General features: G+C 64.1%; 25 protein-coding genes. 8 read left to right on the top strand and 17 right to left on the bottom strand.

All coding sequences use genetic code 11. The annotated features are described in order from the left end of the window. Both DV733_RS00450 and DV733_RS00455 read right to left on the bottom strand, forming a co-directional pair. Positions 1-1,281 carry an adenosylhomocysteinase gene (locus DV733_RS00450; protein WP_049993234.1) on the bottom strand — a complete coding sequence of 427 codons (1,281 nt, stop codon included), beginning with the start codon at positions 1,279-1,281 and terminating at the stop codon, positions 1-3. Positions 1,282-1,397: 116 nt separating this feature from the next. Continuing rightward, a complete protein-coding gene (locus DV733_RS00455) occupies positions 1,398-2,204 on the bottom strand; it encodes a proline-rich domain-containing protein (protein ID WP_049993235.1) in 807 nt (268 codons plus the stop codon). Positions 2,205-2,460: 256 nt separating this feature from the next. Here DV733_RS00455 and DV733_RS00460 point away from each other — a divergent pair, with 256 nt between their 5' ends. Together DV733_RS00460 and DV733_RS00465 are read left to right on the top strand one after the other, a co-directional pair. Further along, positions 2,461-3,966, top strand: coding sequence for an MATE family efflux transporter (locus DV733_RS00460; protein WP_049994290.1), 1,506 nt, complete (start codon positions 2,461-2,463; stop codon positions 3,964-3,966). A 142-nt stretch (positions 3,967-4,108) separates the two neighbouring features. Next, positions 4,109-4,987, top strand: a complete 879-nt coding sequence (locus tag DV733_RS00465) for an archaellin/type IV pilin N-terminal domain-containing protein (protein ID WP_049993236.1) — start codon at positions 4,109-4,111, stop codon at positions 4,985-4,987. A 191-nt stretch (positions 4,988-5,178) separates the two neighbouring features. On the opposite strand, the gene DV733_RS00470 is transcribed toward DV733_RS00465, so the two are convergent. From DV733_RS00470 to DV733_RS00480, 3 genes are all read right to left on the bottom strand, one after another. Next, complete coding sequence (locus DV733_RS00470) at positions 5,179-5,358, bottom strand: hypothetical protein (protein WP_049993237.1); 180 nt, start codon at positions 5,356-5,358, stop codon at positions 5,179-5,181. Further along, positions 5,355-5,492 carry a rubrerythrin-like domain-containing protein gene (locus DV733_RS00475; protein ID WP_202594268.1) on the bottom strand — a complete coding sequence of 46 codons (138 nt, stop codon included), beginning with the start codon at positions 5,490-5,492 and terminating at the stop codon, positions 5,355-5,357. Before DV733_RS00475 ends, DV733_RS00470 begins: the two co-directional genes overlap by 4 nt. Before the next feature lie 94 nt (positions 5,493-5,586). Next, positions 5,587-6,885, bottom strand: a complete 1,299-nt coding sequence (locus tag DV733_RS00480; RefSeq protein ID WP_049994291.1) for an amidohydrolase — start codon at positions 6,883-6,885, stop codon at positions 5,587-5,589. Here DV733_RS00480 and DV733_RS00485 point away from each other — a divergent pair. Continuing rightward, positions 6,884-8,167, top strand: a complete 1,284-nt coding sequence (locus DV733_RS00485) for an MFS transporter (protein WP_237560478.1) — start codon at positions 6,884-6,886, stop codon at positions 8,165-8,167. The two genes, DV733_RS00480 and DV733_RS00485, sit on opposite strands and share 2 nt — an antisense overlap. Before the next feature lie 69 nt (positions 8,168-8,236). Continuing rightward, on the top strand, positions 8,237-9,085 hold the full coding sequence (gene hisG, locus DV733_RS00490) for an ATP phosphoribosyltransferase (RefSeq protein ID WP_049993239.1): 849 nt from the start codon (positions 8,237-8,239) through the stop codon (positions 9,083-9,085). A gap of 27 nt (positions 9,086-9,112) precedes the next feature. Here hisG and DV733_RS00495 read toward each other — a convergent pair whose 3' ends face one another. The 3 genes from DV733_RS00495 to DV733_RS00505 all read right to left on the bottom strand — a co-directional run bounded on the left by DV733_RS00495 (position 9,113) and on the right by DV733_RS00505 (position 12,129). Next, complete coding sequence (locus tag DV733_RS00495) at positions 9,113-10,879, bottom strand: plastocyanin/azurin family copper-binding protein (protein WP_049993240.1); 1,767 nt, start codon at positions 10,877-10,879, stop codon at positions 9,113-9,115. A gap of 112 nt (positions 10,880-10,991) precedes the next feature. Continuing rightward, positions 10,992-11,426, bottom strand: coding sequence for a DUF7473 family protein (locus DV733_RS00500; RefSeq protein WP_237560479.1), 435 nt, complete (start codon positions 11,424-11,426; stop codon positions 10,992-10,994). Between the two features lie 142 nt (positions 11,427-11,568). Beyond that, positions 11,569-12,129, bottom strand: coding sequence for a TATA-box-binding protein (locus DV733_RS00505; protein ID WP_049993241.1), 561 nt, complete (start codon positions 12,127-12,129; stop codon positions 11,569-11,571). 139 nt (positions 12,130-12,268) lie between these two features. On the opposite strand from DV733_RS00505, the gene DV733_RS00510 reads away from it, so the two are divergent. Continuing rightward, positions 12,269-13,264 carry a methyltransferase domain-containing protein gene (locus DV733_RS00510; RefSeq protein ID WP_049994293.1) on the top strand — a complete coding sequence of 332 codons (996 nt, stop codon included), beginning with the start codon at positions 12,269-12,271 and terminating at the stop codon, positions 13,262-13,264. A 19-nt stretch (positions 13,265-13,283) separates the two neighbouring features. On the opposite strand, the gene DV733_RS00515 is transcribed toward DV733_RS00510, so the two are convergent. The 6 genes from DV733_RS00515 to DV733_RS00540 all read right to left on the bottom strand — a co-directional run bounded on the left by DV733_RS00515 (position 13,284) and on the right by DV733_RS00540 (position 16,870). Next, entirely contained in the window at positions 13,284-13,844 is a 561-nt protein-coding gene (locus tag DV733_RS00515) for a GTP-dependent dephospho-CoA kinase family protein (RefSeq protein WP_049993242.1), read from the bottom strand. Position 13,845: 1 nt separating this feature from the next. Beyond that, positions 13,846-14,049 carry a transcription elongation factor subunit Spt4 gene (spt4, locus tag DV733_RS00520; protein WP_079979388.1) on the bottom strand — a complete coding sequence of 68 codons (204 nt, stop codon included), beginning with the start codon at positions 14,047-14,049 and terminating at the stop codon, positions 13,846-13,848. Continuing rightward, positions 14,049-14,621 (bottom strand): DNA-directed RNA polymerase, encoded by a 573-nt coding sequence (locus DV733_RS00525; protein WP_049993244.1) that lies wholly within the window; start codon positions 14,619-14,621, stop codon positions 14,049-14,051. Before DV733_RS00525 ends, spt4 begins: the two co-directional genes overlap by 1 nt. Positions 14,622-14,623: 2 nt before the next feature. Further along, positions 14,624-15,001 (bottom strand): PIN domain-containing protein, encoded by a 378-nt coding sequence (locus DV733_RS00530; RefSeq protein ID WP_049993245.1) that lies wholly within the window; start codon positions 14,999-15,001, stop codon positions 14,624-14,626. Next, positions 15,001-16,230, bottom strand: coding sequence for a translation initiation factor IF-2 subunit gamma (locus tag DV733_RS00535; RefSeq protein WP_049993246.1), 1,230 nt, complete (start codon positions 16,228-16,230; stop codon positions 15,001-15,003). Before DV733_RS00535 ends, DV733_RS00530 begins: the two co-directional genes overlap by 1 nt. An 85-nt stretch (positions 16,231-16,315) precedes the next feature. Next, the gene (locus DV733_RS00540; RefSeq protein ID WP_049993247.1) at positions 16,316-16,870 is read right to left on the bottom strand and encodes a mechanosensitive ion channel family protein; all 555 of its coding nucleotides are present in this window, start codon (positions 16,868-16,870) and stop codon (positions 16,316-16,318) included. Positions 16,871-16,977: 107 nt separating this feature from the next. Between DV733_RS00540 and DV733_RS00545 the strand changes: the two genes are divergently transcribed. From DV733_RS00545 to DV733_RS00555, 3 genes are all read left to right on the top strand, one after another. Further along, complete coding sequence (locus DV733_RS00545; RefSeq protein ID WP_049993248.1) at positions 16,978-17,877, top strand: DUF7351 domain-containing protein; 900 nt, start codon at positions 16,978-16,980, stop codon at positions 17,875-17,877. A gap of 142 nt (positions 17,878-18,019) precedes the next feature. Continuing rightward, entirely contained in the window at positions 18,020-18,199 is a 180-nt protein-coding gene (locus DV733_RS00550) for a hypothetical protein (protein WP_049993249.1), read from the top strand. Positions 18,200-18,267: 68 nt separating this feature from the next. Continuing rightward, positions 18,268-19,236, top strand: coding sequence for a DUF5787 family protein (locus DV733_RS00555; protein ID WP_049993250.1), 969 nt, complete (start codon positions 18,268-18,270; stop codon positions 19,234-19,236). On the opposite strand, the gene DV733_RS00560 is transcribed toward DV733_RS00555, so the two are convergent. From DV733_RS00560 to DV733_RS00570, 3 genes are all read right to left on the bottom strand, one after another. Continuing rightward, on the bottom strand, positions 19,233-19,412 hold the full coding sequence (locus tag DV733_RS00560) for a hypothetical protein (protein ID WP_049993251.1): 180 nt from the start codon (positions 19,410-19,412) through the stop codon (positions 19,233-19,235). The genes DV733_RS00555 and DV733_RS00560 overlap by 4 nt on opposite strands. A gap of 58 nt (positions 19,413-19,470) precedes the next feature. Beyond that, a complete protein-coding gene (locus DV733_RS00565) occupies positions 19,471-20,292 on the bottom strand; it encodes an MBL fold metallo-hydrolase (RefSeq protein WP_049993252.1) in 822 nt (273 codons plus the stop codon). A gap of 266 nt (positions 20,293-20,558) precedes the next feature. Next, positions 20,559-21,890: an ATP-binding protein gene (locus tag DV733_RS00570; protein WP_049993253.1), complete on the bottom strand. Its 1,332-nt coding sequence runs from the start codon at positions 21,888-21,890 to the stop codon at positions 20,559-20,561. Positions 21,891-22,026 lie beyond the last annotated feature (136 nt).

Below are 22,026 nucleotides of genomic sequence, written 5' to 3' on the forward strand. Positions count from 1 at the left end.
CTACGTCCCGTGCTGCCAGGAGTCCATGTACTCGCGCTGCTCGTCGGATAGCTCGTCGATCTCGATGCCCTCGGCGTCGAGTTTGATCTCCGCGACTTCCCGGTCGAGTCGGTCGGGCACGTCGTGGACGCCGGCGTCGTACTCCGCACCGTTGAGAGCCATTTCGCGGGCGCAGACGGCCTGAATCCCGAAGCTCTGGTCCATGACCTCGACGGGGTGGCCCTCGGCTTTCGGGGCCGCGAGGTTGACCAGCCGACCGTCCGCGAGGACGTTGAGCTGGCGGCCGTCGGGCAGGACGTAGCCGGTGACACCGTCGCGGGCCTCGATGACCTCCTCGGCCATCTCCTCCAGTTGTTCGAGGTTGATCTCGACGTCGAAGTGACCGGCGTTGGCCAGCAGGACGCCGTCGCCCATGACCTCGAAGTCCTCCTCGGTGATGACGTCGCGATTGCCCGTCGTCGTGACGAAGATGTCGCCTTTGTTTGCAGCCTCCTTCATCGGGAGAACCTCGAAGCCTTCCATGTGTGCTTCCAGAGCCTGTCGCGGGTCGATCTCGGTGACGACCACGTCGGCGTTCAGTCCGGCGGCCTTCTTGGCGACGCCTTTGCCACACTGGCCGTAGCCGCCGACGACGACGGTCTTGCCCGCGATTGCGAGGTTCGTCGTGAGTTCTATCGCCGTGAGCGAGGCCTCGCCCGTGCCGTGGACGTTGTCGAACAGCCGCTTCATCGGCGTGTCGTTGACGGCGAACATCGGATAGTCGAGCGCGCCGTCGTCGTCCATCGCGCGCAGCCGGTGGACGCCCGTCGTCGTCTCCTCACAGCCGCCGACGATCGAGTCGATGAGTTCGGGATACTCCTCGTGAATCAGGAACACGAGGTCCGCGCCGTCGTCGATAGTGATCGTCGGATCGTGGTCGACTACGGCGTGCATCGCGTCGTAGTAGGCCTCGTCGTCGACGCCGCGTTTCGCGTAGGACGTGATGTTGTCGGTGGCGTTCAGCGCCGCGGAGACGTCGTCGTGGGTCGAGAGGGGATTACAGCCCGTGATGGCGACTTCGGCCCCGGCGGCCGCGAGCGCCTCGGTCAGGACGGCCGTCGTCGCCTCGACATGCATCGCCATGGCGATCGTTTCGCCTTCGAGTGGTTTCTCGGCCTCGAACTGTTCGCGGAGGTGCTCGACGATCGACATGTGCTGGCGTGCCCAGTCGATCTTCTTGCGGCCCTTCTGGACGGCCGTTTCGACGTCGTCGAGTCGCTCGGCAATCGGCTGCTCGGTCATATCTCCCCAAATGGTCAGGGGTGGCAAAACACTGCCGAAGCCGACCGAGGGCCGGTCGTCACGACGAGAGAGCTATCGCTGACAGAGCGGTGAAAACAGAAGAAAAACCGCGCGTTCTATCGACCTTTCGCGTGTGCCGGGGGACCGCGCTGCTGGCCGTCCTCGCCGTCGTCGGTTTCGTCGTCGCCACTCGGGCCGCGATCTTCGGGCGGGCCGGCGTCTTCAGGCGGGCCCTGGGTCTTGTTCTCTGACGGGCCGGCGTCTTCAGGCGGCCCCTGGGTCTTGTTCTCCGGTGGGCCGGCGTGGGCGGGCGGCCCCTGGGTCTTGTTCTCGGGCGGGCCAGCGTGTGCGGGCGCGTTTCCGGGGTTGAACGTCGTCACGAACGAGGAGACGAACTGCCCCATGGGCCCGGAGACGTTCTCGTTCTGGACCGTGTGGACAAACGAGCTGACGTACAGCCCGAACGGATTGCTGTCCTCGACCGTGACGTTGCTGTAGTCGACGGTCCCGTTGTCGAAGGTCACGTTGAGGTCGACGTCCGAGGTCACGTTCTCGGTCTCGTTCTCGACGACTGACTCTGCGAGCAGATCGGCGGTCGTCGACCCCGTAAGGTTGTCCGAGGACGCGTTGACCGCGACGGTCAGATTGTCCTCGGGCGCGGACAATTCGACGACACCCTCGTCGTCAGTCGTGTAGTTTCCAACCCCGTCGTAAGTCGTATTCGTCGCGTTCGTCGTGTTCACCGTCGCGACAGCGACCGACGCGTTCGAGACGGTCGTATTGTTCTGTGTCACAGAGACGGTGACGTCGTCCCCGTCCTGTGAGACCGAGACGGTCAATCCGTCTGCCGCTGCGGCCGGACCCACGATAGAGAGGGCCACGGTGACAGCGACGATCAGTGCGAGTGCCTTGCTGGTGCGCATCTCATCCGATAGAGCGTGTGTAATTCCCATAAACCCGAACTCTCGTTCACCGCTGTTCACGACACGATCTTCAGCGATAATACCGCCATAGGTTCCGCTTTACTGTTTAAAAACACATTCTAGCGTTTAATACACATACATTGTATAGATATGAAAGAGTACCCACGCATGTCGTCACGTTTTTCAATCTCGACAGTTCCTGACTAATTAGTCAGTATGTTGGTCGCGAGCGTTCGATGGTCGGTCGGTGATTCTCGTGTCGACTGACGAGTCTGGCCCGTCGGTGAATCTCACCGAGGGGCCGTTGCTAAAGCCGTTGATCGTGCTGTCGCTGCCGATCGTCGCCTCGCAGTTGATGCAAGTCACGTACAATCTTGCCGACACCTTCTGGGTCGGACGGCTCGGGGAGAACGCGGTGACGGCGCTGTCGCTGTCGCTGCCGTTCGTCTTTCTGATGGTCAGTCTCGGCGGAGGATTGACTGTCGCCGGGACAGTGTTAGTCTCGCAGAACACTGGCGCGGGCCGGACGGATCGCGTGAGTCACGTCGCCGGCCAGACCATCGCGTTCGTCTCGCTCGTCTCGGTCGTGCTCGCCGGACTCGGCTTCCTACTCGCACCCACACTGCTACCGTTGATCGGAGGCTCAGCAGACCCCGAAGCGATCCGGCTGGCAGTCGTCTACACGCGGATCATCTTCGTGGGCGTCGTGTTCATGTTCGGCTTCTTCATCTTCCAGGCACTCTTGCGCGGGTACGGCGACACCGTGACGCCGATGTACCTGATGGGCGCGAGCGTCGTCCTGAACGTCGTGCTCGACCCCTTCCTCATCTTCGGCTTCGAAAACAATCTCCTGTTCGAGTGGGCCGACGCGCTACCGGTCGGGATCGACTTCGTGGCGCTACAGGCGGATCTCTACGCCGCGACAGGATTTGCCGGCTTCGGCGTCGAAGGTGCGGCGATCGCGACGGTCGCCTCCCGCGGTGTAGCCGCGATGATCGGCCTCTGGTTGCTGTTTTCGGGCCGACTCGGACTGACGCTCTCGCTGTCGGATCTCTATCTCGAACGAGAGACGGTCAAGAAGATCGTCGACATCGGCGTGCCGACAGCGGCCGAGCAGGGCGCGAACTCCCTGGCCTACACGGCGATGACGGCGCTGGCGGCGCTGGTCAGCGGCCCCGCCGTCGCAGCCTACGGGATCGGCAACCGCATCAATACGTTCGTGTTCCTGCCCGCAGTCGGACTGGCGCGCGGGACCGAGACGGCCGTCGGGCAGAATCTCGGAGCCGAAAAGGCAGACCGAGCGAAGCGAGCCGTCCTGCTGTCGAGTGGGATCGTCGTGGCAGTCTTCGGGTTCGTGAGTGTCCTGGTGTTCGTTCTCGCACGGCCGCTCGTGACGATCTTCATTCCGGGCGAAGCCGACGTCATCCGTCTCGGGACGGACTACTTCAAGATCATCGGCCCGACCTACGTCTTCATGGGGATCTTCCAGGTCGTCAACGCCGGGTTCCGCGGTGCCGGCTCGACGCGGACGGCGATGCTGTTCTCGATGCTCTCCCAGTGGGGGCTACGTATCCCGCCGACGTACCTGCTGATCACCCTCGCGGGGATCGGTGCGACGGGCGTCTGGGCCGGGATCGCGTTCTCACACGTCGCCGCAGCCGTTGCGGTCGGGATCTGGTACGTCCGCGGCGACTGGGCGAGCAGTGTGATCGAAGACGACGACACACCGGATTCGACGGAAACTGAGCCGTCCGTGGACTGACGGTTCCTCACGGGGCGAAACACTTCATAGTGGTTGCTGTAACGATTTACCGGTGTGACCGCACGACTGCGTGCGGTCAACCCGGAACAGACTTACAGCAACCACTATCAGTCACCGGCGACAAAAGGACGACTATCAGACGATGGCGAGAGACGACACCCGCGGACAGTCAGAGATTCTCGGTTCGCTCTTGATGGTAGCGATCGTGGTCGTCCTCGGTGTCGTCCTCACGGTCGCGGCGTTCGCGTTCCTCGAAGGCGGCGAAGCGGCAGATCCGGTGTCGCTGACGACCGGCGTAGACGCCGAAAACGTCACGGTCGGCCACCAGGCTGGCCGGACGATCGACGTCACCCAGACGACGGTGATCCTCCGGCAAGGGTCGACCGAGCGGCGGATTCCACTCACCGATTTCCAGCGCGTCAGCGGCAGCGCCGACGGGACGATGGTCGCGGGCGACGTGCTCAAGTCAGGCCACGGCCTCGACTCTGGGTCAGTCGACGTCCTCGTCGTCGACGAGAACCACAATCAGGTCCTCTCCGAGGAGACGCTGACGATTCCAGCACCCGGGATAGACGTGCTCCAGTTCGACGAGGCGACGATCGAAAGCTTCGAGTCCAGCCAGGACGAGGACGGCACCTACACCGTTCTCGACGGCGGTGACACCCTGAAGCTGACGAACAACACCTGGAAGCGGATCGACTACGACTACGAGATCAACGACTCGACGGTTCTGACGTTCGAATTCAAGAGCACGAGCGAAGGCGAGATCCACGGAATCGGCCTGGAAAACGACAACGGCCAGACCTCGGACCGTATCTTCCACGTTTTCGGAACACAGAACTGGGGCGAGCGGGACTTCGACACCTACCAGCTGGGCGACGGCTGGGTGCGATACGAGATTCCAGTCGGTGACTACTACACTGGCTCGGCGACGTATCTCGTGTTCGTCAACGACGACGACAGCGACGCCAGCGGCAACTCCTACTTCCGAAATGTCCGTGTCTCCGAAGAAGAGACCTGACCTGTCGACGGCCGACACGACTGCGCGTTCATGCGCAGTCAGTCCAGCCGGGAGACCTGACCTGTCGACGGCCGGCTCGTGAGCAGTCTCGTCTGCGAACAGCCCAGCCGGGAGACCTGACCTGTCGACGGCCGGCCCGCGAGCGCTCTCGTGCGCGAGCAGTCCGGCCGGGAGACGACTGACTGCTGATCTCAGGCGATCCGGTCCAGTCGGGCTGTGTCTTCGACCGCCGCCGAGATCCACGTCGTCACGCCGTCCGCGTCGTCGAAAATCGTCACTTCGTCCGGGTCCTCCGGGTCATCGTATCGGAAGTCGAGCTCGTACGTCGGCAGCCCATCAGTCTCGGTGACGAGGATGTCGCCGGAACTCATCGGTCCTCGAAGGTAGAATCGCACAACTCACCCTGGCACTCCGGACACGCCGCCCGATAGGACGCCGGGACGACTCGTTTTCCACAATCCGCACACTCGAACCGCAATCGACTGGACATCTGTTTCGAACTCATTGCCAGAAGGTCCCGTATCGCCAGCAATAAATGTTTCTCGTTTATAATTATATTTCCTAATATCCCGTAATACTCGATCGAGTCGGCTGCCAGGTCACTGGGCGCGGTCGATCAATTCTCGGGCTCGCTCGCTAGCCCGTTTTCGGACCGCGTCCTCGTCGAAGACCTGAACCTCGCGGTCGCGCAACAGGACCTGACCGTCACAGATAGTGTGGCGGACGTCACTACCACGGGCGGCGTAGGCGAGGTGGCTCACGAGGTCGTGTTCGGGCGTGAGATGCGGCGCGTCCAGATCCACGACCGCGAGATCGGCGTTCGCGCCGGCTTCGATCCGCCCCGAGTCGAGACCGAGGAGATCCGCGCTCCCCTGTGTAGCCATCTCGACCACACTCGCGGCGTCGACGGCGCTGGCGTCCTCGGCGGCGAGCTTGCCGAGCATCGCGGCGTCGCGCATCTCGTCGAACATGTCCAGGTCGTTGTTCGAGGCCGCCCCGTCCGTACCGAGGCCGACGCGCACGCCGGCGTCCAGCATGTCCTGGACGGGGGCCATCCCGCTGGCGAGTTTCATGTTCGAGGCCGGGCAGTGGACGACGCCGGTCCCGGTCTCGGCGAGCAACTCGATCTCGCTCTCGTCGACGTGAACGCCGTGGGCGACAAAGGTATCCGGGCCGAGAAGATCGAGGCCGTCTGCGTATTCGAGCGGGCGCTCGTCGTGTTCCTCGACGAGCGGATCGACCTCGTCTTCGGTCTCGTTGGCGTGGAAGTGGATCGGCAGGCCTTCCTCGCGGGCTTTCGGGACGAACTCACGGAGGTACTCCTCACCGACGGTGGTCAGACTGTGGGGCTGGAAGGTCGTCGTGATCCGGCCGTCGGCCGCGCCGTCGAGTTCGAGCGCGACGTCAAGGCTCTCCTGCATGTCTGCCCGCGCGCCCCCATCGTCTTTCGCGACGGTGACCGCAGTGTGGCCGAGGACCGCACGGACACCCGCGTCTTCGACGGCAGCCGCGATCTCGGGGACGTGGAAGTACATGTCCGAGAACGCCGTCGTCCCCGACTTGATCATCTCGACGATCCCCAGTTCCGCGCCGGCCCGGACGTCCTCGGGAGTGAATTCGGCCTCGACCGGCCAGATGTCTTCCTGAAGCCATGCATCGAGCGGCTTGTCGTCGGCGTATCCCCGGAGGAGCGTCATCGCGACGTGCGTGTGTGCGTTGACCAGCCCCGGGATCACGAGGTCGCCACCGGCGTCGAGTTCGTCCGCTGGTGCGGCGCTACGGGCCTCGTCACCAACTGCTTGGATTGTGCCGCTGTCCTGATCGATCAGTACGTCCGCGCGCTCGATCGTCAGATCGGGTCGGAGGACGCGCCCACCCGAGACGAGGAGGTCACTCATGGCCCGGGATTCACACGCGGGCGGTTTGACCGTTCGGGTCTGGATCGATGTCGTCACCGTCTTTTCCATCCGCCCGATAGCACCGTCGATGGCCGTCGCGACCCGCATCCGTGAGGTGCTCGTAGCAGTGAACCAATCCCGGAGCCGTCTTCTGGGAACGGTCGCGGCCGGCTGGTTTCTCGTGCTCGGGATGCGCTTCGTGATCCCGGCGATCCTGCCGACCATCCGCACGGAGTACGCTATCTCGAACGCGACCGCGGGCGTGGCCGTGACGATCTTGTGGCTCGCCTACGCCGGGATGCAGTTTCCGACTGGTGTATTCATCGACCGCGTCGGCGAGCGGGTCCTGCTCGTCGGCTCGATGCTGCTCTCGGCGCTCGGTCTCCTGGCCTACAGTTTCGCCCCCGTCTTCTCGCTCTTTCTGGTCGCGACGGTCGTGTTTGGGCTCGGAACCGGTCTCTATGGGCCGACTCGCGGGACGGTGCTCTCACGGTGTTTCGCCGACCGGGAGGGCGTCGCCTTCGGGACGGTGCTGGCGGCCGGGAGCGCGGGCGCAGCGTTGCTCCCGTTTCTCGCGGCGCTGGCGATCGGCAGCGTCGGCTGGCGGATCGCACTGGCCGGGGCCGCACCGATCTTCCTGGTGGTCGCGATCGGTCTCTGGTGGATCGTGCCGGCGCGTCCGACCGCCCGAACCGATCGCTCGCTCCTCCCGGACCTCCGGGCGTCGGTCGCTGGATTTCGGGATCGGAGACTCCTGCTCGCCGTCGCCGGCGCGACGCTCATGCTCTTTGGCTTCCAGGGCGTGACGGCCTTTTTGACGACGTATCTCTTCGAGCAGAAAGGACTCTCCCAGGGGCTTGCCGGTGGTCTGTTGAGTCTGCTGTTCGTCGGCGGGGCGCTGGCCCAGACGACCACCGGCGCGCTCGCGGATCGCTACGGGACGCCGCGCGTGCTCGCCGGCGTCGCGTTCGTGAGCGTCGTTCCGCTGGTCGCACTCCCGCTGCTCTCCGGGCCCGTAGCGCTCGGCGTGGCCTCGTTCGTGATCGGCTTTCGGATGAGTTCCGGGCCGCTGTCGAACGCCTACATCGTCGACGTACTGCCCGACGACGTCGAGGGGACCGCCTGGGGCCTGCTGCGGACCTCGTTTTTCGTCGTCGGCTCGTTCGGCTCCGTGCTCGTGGGCCTCATGGCCGACTGGAACGTCTTCGACGGTGCGTTCTACCTGCTGGCGGGGCTGACCGCGCTCGCGGGGCTGATCTATCTGGTATTACCCGAACGCTGAGGGACGGGCCGACCTGGCCGGCCGCCAGCAGAGGGAAAAGCAATTCCCCGCCCGGAACTACCTTCGACTATGCGCATCGCCCTGCCCAACAAGGGCCGCCTCCACGAGCCGAGCGTCGACCTGCTGGAACGTGCGGGCTTGCACGTCGTCGACGGGGCCGACCGCAAGCTCTACGCCGAGACCGTCGATCCAGACGTCACCGTGCTGTTCGCCCGCGCCGCCGACATCCCCGAGTACGTCTCGGATGGAGCCGCCGACGTCGGCATCACGGGATTAGATCAGGTCGAGGAATCCGCGACCGGCGATCTGATCGACCTGCTCGACCTGGAGTTCGGCCGCTGTAAGCTCGTACTGGCTGCGCCCGAGGACGGCGACATCGAGTCGGTGGCAGATCTCGACGGCGGCACCGTCGCCACGGAGTTCCCGAACGTCACGCGCGACTTTTTCGCCGACTGGGACGTCGAGGTCGACATCGCGGAGGTGTCGGGCGCAACTGAGTTGACACCGCACGTCGACATCGCCGACGCCATCGTCGACATCACCTCGACCGGGACCACGCTGCGGATGAACCGCCTGGAGATCGTCGCGGACGTGCTCGAATCGTCCGTCCGGCTGTTCGCTCGCGAGGACGTCGTCGACGACGAGAAAGTCCAGCAGATCGAGACCGCCCTCGCGTCGGTGCTCGCGGCCGACGGGAAACGCTACCTGATGATGAACGTTCCCGAAGAGGCGCTGGACGATGTGAAAGACGTGTTGCCCGGGATGGGCGGGCCGACGGTGATGGATATCGCCGGGAAAGAGGACGTGGCGGTTCACGCCGTCGTCGACGATAGCGACGTCTTCGAGACGATCAACTCTCTCAAGGACGTGGGTGCGAGCGACGTGCTCGTGACCGAGATCGAGCGTCTCGTCGAGTGAACGGGCCATAGTGCCCTTCCGGGGAGATCACTCGATAATAAGTGAGACTGTGATTTTCTCTTCGTCCCCGTAGGAGTTCGTCGCCGTAATCGCCAGTATGTACTCACCACCGACGTATCTCTCTGGAGGTGTGACAGTAATCGATGGTGACGTCGATGTCTGGTTGCTGTCCCAGGCGAGTTCGTACGTTCCGTCTTCTCCGACCCGATTATCACTGACGTCGTTCCCAGCGTCACTCGTGACGTCCCAGTCTGTCCAGAGTTGGCGGATCGCAATCTGGTTGGTGTACGCGGCCGAGATCGTGAGTTCACCCTGGCCACCAACCCCGATCGTCTCTCCCGTTGCGCTCAGTGTCAGGTCACTACACCCGTCCCGCGTGAAGTCCCACCGCTGCTCGTCGTCTCGGACGACGACCGACCCTCGCATCCCCTCGTCGTGATGGGCGTAACACGCGTAGCGGTAGACTCCAATGTGGTCGAGCGTCTTCGACTCCGAGTACGGTGCTGCTCGGGGATCCGGGACGGTGCTGGGGTCGTCTTCGACCCGTTCCTGCCGGACGATGTAGTGTTCCCCGTCGCCGATCCACTCCCAGGTGACCGTCGTCCCCCGATCGACGATCACGGCCGGCGGATCGAGGGCGTGGCCATTGGGCCCCGCCCCGACATCGATGGTCACCTCGGTCTGGCCTCGTTTGTCTACGACGGTCCCGTCGTACCCGTTCGACTCGAAGACCCACGGATCGAGGGGAGGGGAACCGCGCTCGATCTGGTTGCCACAGAACGTCTGCTCGTCGAAGGAAACCGGGCCGACGTCGCCCCCGTTTCGCATCCGGTATGGACTCGCCGCGAACCCGTGGACGTAGTTCTCGATGATTTCGTTGTTCTGGCTCCAGGCACCGCCGTCGACATCATCCGAGGGTGCCCAGGCCCCAAAACTGATCGGGAGTGGCGAGTCGCCGATGTCGTTCCACCGGACGAGACAGTCATTGCCCTTCAGATCGAGGGCCGCGTTGACCTCGCCCTCCGTGTTGTGGCCAGCGTTGCGCGTCGTGCAGTGTTCGATCGTGACGTTCGAACTACCGAGCTTCACGTCGACGAGTTCGTTGTGGCGGTACCCGGCGCTGTTGTCGATGTGGTGGATTCGAACGTTCTGACTCCGGTCGAGCGTGTCGTACTTGTAGTACGGTTCGCCCCGATGCGTCTCGGGGCTCCCGACATAGACGATCTCCCGGACGTGACCGATCTCGTGGTTGTCAACCCGCCGGTCGAACTGCATCCCCGCCGGGCCGATGACCTCGAAGTTGCCGATGGAGCTATCACGGATCCGCTGGGTCTGGACCATCGCCCTCGCGCAGTTGCCCATCCGAGAGGGTTCGAGGACGACGTCGTAGAGGTACTCGGGTCCCTCACCCGTCTCCTGGTCGTATCGACTCACCGGCGTAATGAACACGCACCGGTCGACCCAGGCATCGTAGTCCTGATACTTTCGGTCGGGCTCAAGGAGCCCGTCGATAGTCATTCCACGGACGTGAACGTGACTGTGGGCGATCCGCAACGCGTGAGAAGCCCCCGCTGGCGGGCTGATGACTGCGTCTGTCGGGCCTGTGAGCGTGATCGGCTCGTCGGGGTTCCCGTCACTGGTTGTCCACACTTCCTCGCGATACTCGCCGGGTTCGAGTTCGATAGTGTCGCCGGGGTCGGCCTGTTCGAACGCAGTCTGGATCGTCGCCAGCGGATCCTGTTCATCCCCTGTGTTTGCGTCGTCACCGTTCGGGGAGACGTACAGTGTGACCACGCGCTAGCAATGGACAGTACCAACAAAAATATATCTCCTGTTGAACTTTCGGAGGGGATCGGATGTCCGGACCACTGTGATCGAAACGGACATTCGGCCGACAGAACGCGACTTACAACAGCCCGAACAGATTCGCGAGCGCGATTCCCATGGCAGTCGCGAAAGCGAAGTGCAACAGCGTCAACACGGCCGTCGGCTTGGGGGCGAGATCGTAGACGCGCGAGATCGCCAGCGCGTCCGCGAGCAGCGTCGCCAGAAGAACGATCAACACGCCGAGTTCCTCGGAGATGAACGCGACGCTCTCGCGGCCGTACTGCCCGAGCAGGATCGAGACGAGCGCCGGCGCGGGCGCGACCGTCGCGGCCTTCTGACTCGGGACCTCACCGATGAAGAACGTGGCCGCCAGGTGCAGCGTCACGGCGTAGAACACCCAGGCAACGACGAACGTGACGATGAGCGGGACGACGCCGCCGCCAGCGAGGCCACTCTGCAAGATCGGTGTCGAAACGCCCGAAGCGACGAGCGACGAAGACGCGAGAGCCCACATACCTGCGCTTCGGACGGGAGTGATTTGTACGCTGTTGTTCGAGCCAGCGAGCGAGGTGCTCAAAGTGATTACTGTAGGTCTGTTCCACATCGACCGCCCGGAGCCGGGCGGTCGTAGTGGTAAATCGCTACAGTAATCACTATCAGTCGAGCAGGCCGAGTTCTTCGAGCCGGGAGACGATCTTGTCGACCGCTTCCTCGGCGTCCTCGGGCTTCTTGCCGCCGGTGATGACGAGCTTGCCCGATCCAAAGAGCAGGGCAACGACGTCCGGGTCGTCGAGACGATAGACGAGACCGGGGAACTGCTCGGGCTCGTACTCGATGTTTTCGAGGCCGAGCCCGATCGCGATGGCGTTGAGGTTGAGATTCCGTCCCAGATCCGCAGAGGTGACGATGTTCTGGACGACGATCTCGGGATCCTCGTCGACCTGGATCTGCAGGTCGCGCAGCTTGTCGAAGACGATCCGCAGGCTCTCGTGGACGTCGTCCGTACTCTTTGCACCTGTACAGACGATCTTGCCGGATCGGAAGATCAGCGCCGCGGATTTGGGTTCCTGGGTCCGGTAGACCAGCCCCGGGAACTGCTCGGGATCGTAATCCGCCCCCTCCAGGTCCATGGCCACGCTCTGCAGATCGAGTTCCTGGCCGATGCCCGTCGAGGCGACGACGTTTTCGATGTTGATGGTTTCCTTGGGGTCAACCATGTCTCGGGCTAACAGTCGTATTTAAGTACTATAAAGGTTGGTATTTAAGATTTATAAAGACTGTCGATCTTACCCCGGCGAATCGATCGATATCGGCCGTATCGCGCCGTTTATGAACGTGCCGGGTCGTCCACCGAACGTGTACCTCCTCGAACTCGCCGGCCAGGATGATCGGTTCGCCATCGCCGAAGCGGCGACGGCCGCGAGTGACGTCACCCCGATCGCTGCGGGGCTGGCGACTGCCCGGGGACTCGGCGACGGTTTCGAGACGCTCGCGTTCGCCCACCGGGCGAGCGACCTCCTCGGGACCACGGGCGCGACGGTCGACAGCGCCGTCGCGCTGCTCGACGCGGCTACCCTGGATCGTGCAGGGTCCGTCGCCGTCCGTGCGCGTGACGTTCGCGGAACGACTGACGTCGACACGCAGGCCGCCGAGCGCGCCCTCGGTCAGGTCCTGGTCGACCGCGGATTCACCGTCGATCTCGACGACCCAGATCACGTCTTGCAGGCGCTCTTTTCGAACACCGACGACGCGAGCGCGGCCGACCCGGGCGAGAACGGCGTGGCCGCACTCGGTTGGCTCACCGTCGAGACCGACCGCGCGTTCGCCGACCGCCAGCCCACCGACCGGCCCTTCTTCCAGCCGGGCAGTATGTCTCCGCAACTGGCTCGCGCCCTGGTGAACCTCGCCGGTGCCGAGCCCAAAACGACGATCCTCGATCCGATGTGTGGCACCGGCGGGATCTTACTGGAGGCGGGTCGCGTCGGCGCGACGCCCATCGGCGGCGACGCCCAGACGAAGATGGTTCGGGGTACACGCCAGAACCTCCGGGAGTTGCTCGACGGCGACTGGCACGTCTACCGCGGTGACGCGAGTCACATCCCCATCGCCGACGACAGCGTCGATGGCGTCGTCTTCGACGCGCCCTACGGCCGCCAGTCGAAGATCGAAGGCGACCTCGAGGACCTCGTCGCCGACGCACTCGCGGAAGCACGACGGGTAGCTTCACAGGCTGTCGTGGTCGGTGACCGATCCTGGGCTGAGACGGCAGAAGAAAGCGGCTGGGTAGTCGACGCGACCTTCGAACGACGAGTCCACCGCTCGCTGACCAGGTATATCGCCGTGGTCCGGTAGAGTCCGTGAGGAACGCAGCTCATCCTTCGAGCGCATCGAGAACCGGCCGGTGAGACCCGTCCATCCGCTCGATGAGAGACCGCACCCGCTCGCGCGCGGCCTCGTCGGCAGTGACGAGGACCATCCCCTCGTCGGGCTGGCCGTAGACGACGCTCGCGCCCTCTACAACGGCCAGCACCGCCGGCAGCGCCGCCAGATCCTCCTCGCCCTCGACGACGATCAACGTCGTCGCGGCGGGTTCGCGCCCCAGTGCCGACTGTAGGGCCGTCAATAGCGCGTCGGTCAGCGTCCCCGGCGGATTCTCGACGGCGACGGTCTGCTCGAACGGCGATTCGTCGACGACCGCCTCGCGAACGTCGTCCTCGACGTCCGTGCGCTTGGTACGCTCGTCGACGAGCGCGACCGCCGGCGTGTGTCCGGCCGCGAGCAAATGGTAGGTCACGATATCGCCGACGGCGACGATTGGACGCGTGGCCGCCGCGAGAAGTGCTTCGGTGTCGGTGTAGATCGGGCCGAGCGGCTCTTTCAACTCGCTCCGCAGCGCCGCGGGCAGTTCGAGAACGACGTCGTCCCCGGGCACGTTAGCGGACTTTCAGCGCGTACTTGCCGGGTTCGGTGACCTCCATCTCGGCGGCGATCTCGGAGGTCTCGGGATGGGCGATGATGACGTAACCAGCCCAGTCCTCGGTGAGAGAGGTCGAACCACACGCTTCACAGGCGTCGTCCTCGGTGATAGCTGAATCCTGAACGCTGTGGCATTCCCGACAGACCAGCCGATCAGCCATCAGCTCTCACCTGCTTGGGCCTCGCGCTTCTTGCGTTCCTCTTCGAGCCAGCCGTGCTTGCCCAGGCCGACCTGCTTCGCGGTGAGACCGATCTTCGAATCTCGAGGGTTGCGTTCGTCGATGGACTTGGTGACGATCCGGGCCCGGACGGCGTCGCCGACGCCGAGGGTACGATTCGAATCCCGCGAGGCGAGCATCTGGCCTTCCTCGTCGTATGCCAGATACTCGTCGGAAATCTGGGAGACGTGCAACAGGCCGTCGACGGGACCGATACCCACGAAGGCACCGAAGTTGACCACTTCGACGACCTCGCCGTCGACGATCTCCTGCATCTGGGGATCGAAGGTGAGCGCGTCGAACTCGGCCTCGTAGTAGACGCCCGGTCTGTTCGGGAGGACCGCACCTTCACCGATGTCGTGGACTTCGATGACCGAGACGACCGAACCGACGTCTTCGTCCATGCGGCCTTCGAGTTTGTCTTGCAGCAGTTTCTTCACCAGGTCTGGGGACACGTCTGCGAGGAACGCCGGTGGCACCTCGACCGTGTCGCGAATCCGTACACGTTTGTACATTGTTATAGTTGAGTGATATCGAGTTTGTGTCGGCCCCGTAAACTAATTACGGGAACGCCGGCGTCGAGCAGGCGTTCTTTCAGGGGCGCGTCGTTCGTCACGGCGTACTCGACGCCGTCGCGCTGGGCGATCTCCAGCACCGCGTCGTCCGCGTACTCGGCAGCGGCCTCGACGACAGCACAGCGGTCGGCCAGATCCCGGCCGACGCTCGCGGCGGTCGCCTCCTCGCTCGCACCGCCGGCGAGCTTGTCCAGTTCGTCGAGGACGGCCTGCGGGACCACGCAGTCGGCGGCCCCGAGCAGGCGATCGAGTTCCTCGAAGACGCGGACGTCACATTCGACGGGCATCATCAGCGCGTTGGTGTCGAGCACGACTGTCATTACCGCAGCGTTCCGATTCCGATCAGCCGCCAGCGTGTGCCGACGCGACGATTGATCGCGATCTTCGACCCTTCTCGCGCGCAGACCGGTCGCTTGAGCGCGACTTCGGCCTCGCCGCCGCGAGCGCTCGTCACGGTGCCGACCGTCGTCGCCGTCCCGACCGTGAGCATCAGCGGCTCGTTGGTCGAGATGGACTCGACCTCCTCTGCCTCGTCGCCGACGATCCGTTCGAGCAGCTGGACGTCCATCGTGAACTGCTGGTGGACGGGCGGCAGCGACCCGGGCGGCCCGGCGATCTGTCCGGCCAGGCCGTCGCCTTTCGTCAACGACGGGTCGAGACCGGTACCCACGCCGAGCAATCCACCAGGGGTGGCTTCGTCGACGGACTGGCCGCCAGCCTGCAGCGAGCGGATCGTCGTCGTGACGGGTTCCCACTCGGTCTGGCCGCCTTCCTCGACCTCGCGGCCCGGGCGGAGTTCGATCTCGTCGTCGGGTTCGAGTTTGCCCTGCGAGAGACTGCCGCCGAGCACGCCACCCAAAAGCGACTCCCACGTGGTTCCGGGGCGATTGATGTCGAAGCTCCGGGCGACGAGCATCTCGGCCTCGGCGTCAGAGTCGCGCTCGGGCGTCGGAATCGTCTCCTCGACGGTCTCGATCAGGAGGTCGACGTTCGCGCCGGCCTGGGCACTGATCGGCACGATCGGCGCGTCTTCGGCGACCGTGCCCTCCACGAAGTCTTTGATCTGCTGGTAGTTCTCGCGCGCCTGCTCGGCGTCGACCAGATCGACCTTGTTCTGGGCGATGACGATGTTCTCGATCCCGATGATATCGAGGGCCATCAGGTGCTCTTCGGTCTGAGCCTGTGGCACGTCCTCGGTCGCAGAGATCACGAGCACTGCGCCGTCCATGATCGCCGCGCCAGAGAGCATCGTCGCCATCAGCGTCTCGTGGCCCGGCGCGTCGACAAAGGAAACCGTGCGCAGGTGCTCGGTCTCGACGCCGTGCTCCTCGCACTCTTCGGCGACTGTGTAAGCGGCCTGATCGTCGCATTCGGGGCACTTTCGGAACGTCGCGTCGGCGTAGCCCAGACGGATGGAGATTCCGCGTTTGAGCTCCTCGGAGTGCTGGTCCGTCCACTCTCCTGAGAGGGCCTCGACCAGGGTCGTCTTCCCGTGGTCGACGTGGCCGACGAGTCCGATGTTCACCTCCGGTTGATTGTTCGATGTCATCTCGAAAGTAATCTTGCTCGGACTTGGCCCCGTGCGAGTGATAAACCTACTGTTTACGAGTTCCCCGAAGGGGTCATCGTGTCGGTCACTCCCCCGGAGTCTCCTTCCACGTCCACTTCGATTCGACGGTGCGATTGGCGAGGACGACCAGGTCGCCATCGTCGAGTCTGAGGCGGCTCTTGCGCAGGCCGATCGATTCTACTGTGCCGGTGATCGAGTCAGTCGTCACGGTGTCGCCGGGGTTGAAGTCCGGATCACGCAGCAGGTAGACCCCGGCGACGGTGTCGGCGATCATGTTCGAGAGCGCGTAGGAGATACCCAGCGCGATGAAACCGGCGGCAGTCCCGAGGCTGGCGGCGATCTGCCCCATCCCGAGGATGCTCAAGAGAGTGAGTCCGGCTCCGAACCACAGGAAAATCGAGACGACCAGTACGAACAGATCCGCGACGAGTTGCTGGTCGCCGCTGTAGACGCGACCGAGCGCCGCCCGCAGAATCGTCGTGACGAGCTTGATACCCACGAAGGCGACGACAAGGAAGATCAGCCCCGAGATGAGCCTGGGTATCGCACTCTCGACGTCGGCGAGAAACGATTCGAGAATCGAGTCGACGGAGACCGTCGCCAGCGCTACGTCGAGCATAGTAGCCGGTCGGACAGCACCCACAAAGGTGTACTGCCATCGTGACAGATGGGTAATAAAAGCGGATTTCAGTGAACGCTTTTGATGGTGGGCAATCATGAACAGGTATGAGCGGGATCAGCGACCAGACTGGCGACGCCGCCGTCGAGCCGGCCGAGGCCTTCTCGGTCATCGCCAACGAGACCCGGCTGGACATCCTCGAAGCCCTCTGGGAGTTCGAGGAGAAGCCGGTTCGCTTCTCGGAGCTGTTCGAGCAGATCGAGATGGACGACAGCGCCCAGTTCAACTACCACCTCCAGCAACTCACCGACCAGTTCGTCGTCAAGACCGAGGAGGGATACGACCTGAGCCACACCGGCGGACAGGTGATTCGAGCCCTGCGAGCCGGGACGTACACTCGATCACCCGAGCTCGGTCCATTCACCGTCGACGGGGCCTGTACTCGATGCGGCGGTCCTCTGGCCGCCGAATACGCCGACGAACAGCTCTCGATCGCCTGCCAGGATTGCGGGAAGGCCCACGGCAAGTACGGCTTCCCGCCGGGTGGGATCGAGGACCGAACCGAAGACGAGATCGCCCGGGCCTTCGACGAGCGCGTCCGCCATCTCTACTGTCTGGCCGTCGACGGCGTCTGTCCCGAATGCTCGGGGCGAATCCACACCGAGATCACCCGCGAGGGCGCGTGCTGTCTCGACGTCGAAGTCCGGGCTGAGCACGTCTGCGAACGCTGTCGCCACGACCTCTGTTCGTCCGTGGGACTTGCACTCCTCGATAAAGCCCCGGTGACGGCTTTCTACGACGATCACGGGATCGACCTCACCGATCGGCCCTACTGGACGCTGCCGTGGTGTGTCGACGACCAGTACGTCGAGGTCGAGTCGAGCGACCCCTGGCGGATTCAGATCTCGATTCCCCTCGCCGAAGAGCAACTCACGGTCACGCTCGACGGCGACCTCCGGATCGTCGACACTCACCGTGTCGAGTGTGCTGGCTCGACCGGTTGCTGATTCTGTCGACTCTCCCTGTCGCTCGCGTCCGTGCTCGCTCAAACGCGTTTCAGCACTCGACTGCGATCCCCCGGCTTGCTTTAATATCATTCAGATTATACTTAATGTGGTAGGAACCGTCTATCCAGGTAGGTGAGATAGTATGCGAGAATCCGACTCCGCGATAGACGTCCCGGCCCCCGATCCCCAGGCGAGTGTCGACAGCGTGGCCGCCGTTTCGGCGGTGGTGGTGCTGGCTCTGATCGCCCCGTTCGCGGTCGCGACCTACCCCGTGTTGCTCGGCGCGGTCGCGCCGCTGCTGGGCGTCGCGCTCGTCCGGTAAAGTGAGAGACGTCTACTGATGTCTCGATGGGCGAGACGCTTTTGCCCGTTCTCCCCCTTGTTCATGTCGTGCGAGAGTACGGCTTCGAGCTGGCATTGTGCGACGTGCTGGAGACGCCGGACCGTGTCGTGAGTCGCCAGCTCGGAGCGCACGTCCACGGCCGGCGAATCGCCGACACGGTCGTCCTCGAACCCGGTCCGGACTTCGAATCTCGGGCAGCGATCACGAGCGAGACGATTCCCGACCGCGCCATCGCGGCCGACGTCGGCGTCGGCCGGGCGCGGGACGTCCGTGCGGTGTTCGACGGCATGCGCCCGGAACGGGCCCAGTCGCTGGTCGACCACTGCGTCGAGATCGGTTTCTTCGAGCGCGAGCGTCGCGGCGGCCGGAGCTACGTCCGCCAGACGGCGCGCTACCCCGAGGTGTGGTTCGATCGACTCCTTGGGATCGAGAACAAGCCCGACCTGGATCGGCCGGGTGATCTGTACTCGCAACTGCGTCGGGACGTCGCGCTGGGGCTGTTCGACGCGGTCGTGCTGGCGACGACCACCTACGTCACTGGCGCGCACCTGAACCGAATTCCAGACGCAGTCGGCGTCTGGCGCTTCGATCCCGACGCGGGCGAGCGGGAAGTCGTCCGCGAACCGACGTCGCTCGACGCTGGCGCGGGGAGTGCCGAGATCGTCGCCGAACACCCGGGCCGGACGGAGATCGAACTGGTGAGTGTGGCCGAAAAACGACAGGCGCGGCGGCGACTCGCCGAGCGCACCTACGGGAAGGGGTGGCGACCTGCGGAACTTCCCGGATGTGCCAACTGCGCGCCCGATGCGGATGGTCGGTCTGCGACGCTGCCGTACTGTGACTGGCACGAACACGTCGTCGAGCCAGTCGCCGAGTGTGGGCCTGACTGTGGGGGCTACGAGGCAGCCGAGTCTCCCGAGGTCGATCCAGCCGCCGAGCGGGACGCGTCGAGCGCGTGGGTTCGCGAACCGGGCGGCTTCAAACGCCGACAAGCGGGCCTCGATCGATTCGGTTAGGCCGCCGCGCGGGCCGAGAAGACGAACAGGCCGATCACTGCCGCGACACCGACGTTGAGTACCCACGCGATTGCTGCCCCGCGGGCGAGATCGAACGCCGTCATCACACCGATGGCGATGACGACCGCGCCGACGGCTGCGAGAATATCTCTGTTTTCGACATCGCTCTCGTCCATGCCCTGCGGTTTTTTCTGGGGTTACCTGTACCTACTGGTATCGACCTTCCGCACCCACTCACAACTCGAAGCGCTCGCCATCGACGGCCATATCCTCGGCGAAGGCCTGCTCGGCCGGAATGTAGTGTGAGAGGTGGACCAGCCGCGTCTCAGTGGCGTCGAGGCGCTCGCCCAGTTGTCGCGCCCCCTCGATCGTCATGTGCTTGTCGCCGAACGTCCGCGGAACACCGTCGTCGTCCTCGTGGCGGCCGCCAAGCGGGTGGTACTCGCAGTTCTCGGCGGGCACGATTCCATCTGCGAGCAACAGATCGGCGTCGGAGAGCACCTCCTGGGAGCGCCCGGGGATCGCGAAGCTCGTGTCGCCACTGAGCGCGAGTCGCCCGCCAGTCTCGGGATCTTCGACGAGCAGGCCGTAGCACACGAGCGGCGGGTGATCGACCGGAACGAGTGTGACTTCGAGGCCGCAGGTCTCGAACGTCTCGAAGGGTGACTGTGGACGGACCTCGACCGCGTCGAGGTAGTCGTACCGGCGGCGGACAGTCTGGGCGACGCTCTCGCCCGTCTCGGGATCGGTCTCGTCGGCGGCGTACAGTGGCATGTCGCGGGTGAGCCGATAGACGTTCCCGAGGCCGTCGAGATGGTCGAAGTGAACGTGGCTGATCAGCGCCGCGTCAGGCGGGTCGAAATCTTCGCGAAGGAACTGATAGCGAAAGTCCGGGCTGGCGTCGAGTAACAGTGTCTCGCCCGTGGTGGAGCGGACGTGAACCGAGAAGCGGCTGCGTTCGACGCCCAGTTCCCGGGCGCGCTCACAGGTGTCACAGTCACAGCCCACCGTTGGTGTGCCAGTGGTGTCCCCCGTTCCGAGCAGCGTTACCTCCATCGACTACACAGAAGTGGCGACAGGTCTTCAATGGTCGGAGATTACGACAGCAGCGGATTTCGTCTCTGTCCCCGCTGGTTTGCAGAATCGTCCGTGACTCGCTGGCTAGGAAACAGAGACTCTATCGCGAACAGCAACTCAGGAAAGCCCTCGACTCGCTCGGGGTCGCGTCGCTCCTTCGCTCGTTGTACTCGCGAAGACCTCGCACAATGTCGGCTCGACACGAGGTCGAGCCAGCGCGCGCCACCGCAGAGACCAGTATTCGATCAGTGTTCGTGCTCGTGGTCGTGTCCGTCGCCACCGGGCGTCCCGCCGGCCACGAGCGCGTCGTGATCGCCCTCGATCATATCGAGGTTCTTCAGATTGTCCCGTTCCTCGAAGTTGGCGATGGCGTCTTCGAGGTCCTGCTGCGTGAGAGTGGTGCGCTCCTCGGTGAGCGCGTCCAGCACGGCCTCCCGGAGGACGAGCCGGAGGTCGCTGCCGGTGAGTCCTTCGGTCATCTCCGCGAGCTTCTCGGGCTCGAAGTCGACGATCTCCATCTCGCGAGTGACCAGCCGGAGGATGTCCGCACGCATCCCGCTATCCGGCTTGGGGAAGTTGACGATCTCGTCGAAGCGCCGCCACGCCGCGGCGTCGAGCTGGTCGGGGTGGTTGGTCGCGCCGATCAGCAGCACCTCGTCTTCGATGAGGCTCACTTCGTCGATCGACTTCAGGAGCGTGTTCACGGCGCGCTTGATCGCGGCGTGCTCGTCGCTCGCGCGGGTCTTGGCGACGAAGTCGAACTCGTCCATGAACAGGATACAGGGCGAGAGTCGCTTTGCCACCTCGAAGACCTTCTCGACGTTTTTGGCCGTCTCACCCAGGTACTGGGAGGTGATCATCGAGAGCTTGACTTCGACGAACGGCAGGTCGAGATCGTGCGCGAGTGCGCGAGCGATAGAGGTCTTCCCGGTGCCCGGCGGCCCCACAAAGAGGAGCTTTCCGATCTCACGGAGGCCGATCTGGGCGAGGTAGTCCCGGTGCTCGATGGCCTTGACGAGCTTGTTGATCTCGTCTTCCTGGTCGTGAGTGAGGACGAGGTCAGCGAGAGTTATCTCGACTTCCTCGGGGGCCCGGACGTCGACGAGGTCGAGCATCTCCTCTTCTTCCTCGTCGGCGAAGTACTCCTCGAGCATCGAATCGATCCAGACACGATCGGCCCGGATCGGCCGGTTGTCCTCGCGGGCCTGTTCGTAGCTCAGGTCGTCGAATTCGTCCTCGTATGCAGCTGCGAGGACGGGGTTGTTCGCAAGGTCCTTGGCGTCGACGCGATCGAGGAACCACTCTTCGGCCATGTCGTCGTCGGTGAAGCTGAGCGCGCCGTCGAACTCGTCGTGGTCGGTGAACATCAGCCCGGAGATGGCGTCCCAGGGCCGCTCGACACCGGTGGCTTCCCGTGCAGTCTCGACGGTCGGTGTCAGCGGGCGCTCGATCGTCCCGTCGACCCAGAAGACCGCGCGATAGGCCGGCGGAAGGTCGTCCGGGTCGAGATCTCGATTGTCCGTGTAGGCCGACGCAGTTAACATAAACTCGATGACGTCGCGTGCCGCGTTGCTCATTCCCCAAATCCTTGTTCCGCGCCGATAATAAGTGGCCCGAAGTGTACCCGCCACGACCACGCATCGTGGAATCATCGCTGAACAACCCACTACCAGTTGGACAACCGTTAACAGGATCGCAACCGAGTGATCGATC

The sequence above is a fragment of the Halapricum salinum genome, assembly GCF_004799665.1.
GTDB lineage: Archaea > Halobacteriota > Halobacteria > Halobacteriales > Haloarculaceae > Halapricum > Halapricum salinum.

What these genes read in the sequence shown, in the direction of transcription:
- DV733_RS00525 (WP_049993244.1), bottom strand. Translation starts at nt 14,621, where the DNA reads ATGTACAAACGTGTACGGATTCGCGACACGGTCGAGGTGCCACCGGCG.
- DV733_RS00565 (WP_049993252.1), bottom strand. Translation starts at nt 20,292, where the DNA reads ATGGAGGTAACGCTGCTCGGAACGGGGGACACCACTGGCACACCAACG.
- DV733_RS00470 (WP_049993237.1), bottom strand. Translation starts at nt 5,358, where the DNA reads ATGAGTTCCGGCGACATCCTCGTCACCGAGACTGATGGGCTGCCGACG.
- DV733_RS00540 (WP_049993247.1), bottom strand. Translation starts at nt 16,870, where the DNA reads ATGCTCGACGTAGCGCTGGCGACGGTCTCCGTCGACTCGATTCTCGAA.
- DV733_RS00505 (WP_049993241.1), bottom strand. Translation starts at nt 12,129, where the DNA reads ATGGTTGACCCCAAGGAAACCATCAACATCGAAAACGTCGTCGCCTCG.
- DV733_RS00545 (WP_049993248.1), top strand. Translation starts at nt 16,978, where the DNA reads ATGAGCGGGATCAGCGACCAGACTGGCGACGCCGCCGTCGAGCCGGCC.
- hisG (WP_049993239.1), top strand. Translation starts at nt 8,237, where the DNA reads ATGCGCATCGCCCTGCCCAACAAGGGCCGCCTCCACGAGCCGAGCGTC.
- DV733_RS00450 (WP_049993234.1), bottom strand. Translation starts at nt 1,281, where the DNA reads ATGACCGAGCAGCCGATTGCCGAGCGACTCGACGACGTCGAAACGGCC.
- DV733_RS00475 (WP_202594268.1), bottom strand. Translation starts at nt 5,492, where the DNA reads ATGAGTTCGAAACAGATGTCCAGTCGATTGCGGTTCGAGTGTGCGGAT.
- spt4 (WP_079979388.1), bottom strand. Translation starts at nt 14,049, where the DNA reads ATGGCTGATCGGCTGGTCTGTCGGGAATGCCACAGCGTTCAGGATTCA.
- DV733_RS00500 (WP_237560479.1), bottom strand. Translation starts at nt 11,426, where the DNA reads ATGTGGGCTCTCGCGTCTTCGTCGCTCGTCGCTTCGGGCGTTTCGACA.
- DV733_RS00530 (WP_049993245.1), bottom strand. Translation starts at nt 15,001, where the DNA reads ATGACAGTCGTGCTCGACACCAACGCGCTGATGATGCCCGTCGAATGT.
- DV733_RS00465 (WP_049993236.1), top strand. Translation starts at nt 4,109, where the DNA reads ATGGCGAGAGACGACACCCGCGGACAGTCAGAGATTCTCGGTTCGCTC.
- DV733_RS00480 (WP_049994291.1), bottom strand. Translation starts at nt 6,885, where the DNA reads ATGAGTGACCTCCTCGTCTCGGGTGGGCGCGTCCTCCGACCCGATCTG.
- DV733_RS00485 (WP_237560478.1), top strand. Translation starts at nt 6,884, where the DNA reads ATGGCCCGGGATTCACACGCGGGCGGTTTGACCGTTCGGGTCTGGATC.
- DV733_RS00535 (WP_049993246.1), bottom strand. Translation starts at nt 16,230, where the DNA reads ATGACATCGAACAATCAACCGGAGGTGAACATCGGACTCGTCGGCCAC.
- DV733_RS00570 (WP_049993253.1), bottom strand. Translation starts at nt 21,890, where the DNA reads ATGAGCAACGCGGCACGCGACGTCATCGAGTTTATGTTAACTGCGTCG.
- DV733_RS00560 (WP_049993251.1), bottom strand. Translation starts at nt 19,412, where the DNA reads ATGGACGAGAGCGATGTCGAAAACAGAGATATTCTCGCAGCCGTCGGC.
- DV733_RS00550 (WP_049993249.1), top strand. Translation starts at nt 18,020, where the DNA reads ATGCGAGAATCCGACTCCGCGATAGACGTCCCGGCCCCCGATCCCCAG.
- DV733_RS00455 (WP_049993235.1), bottom strand. Translation starts at nt 2,204, where the DNA reads ATGCGCACCAGCAAGGCACTCGCACTGATCGTCGCTGTCACCGTGGCC.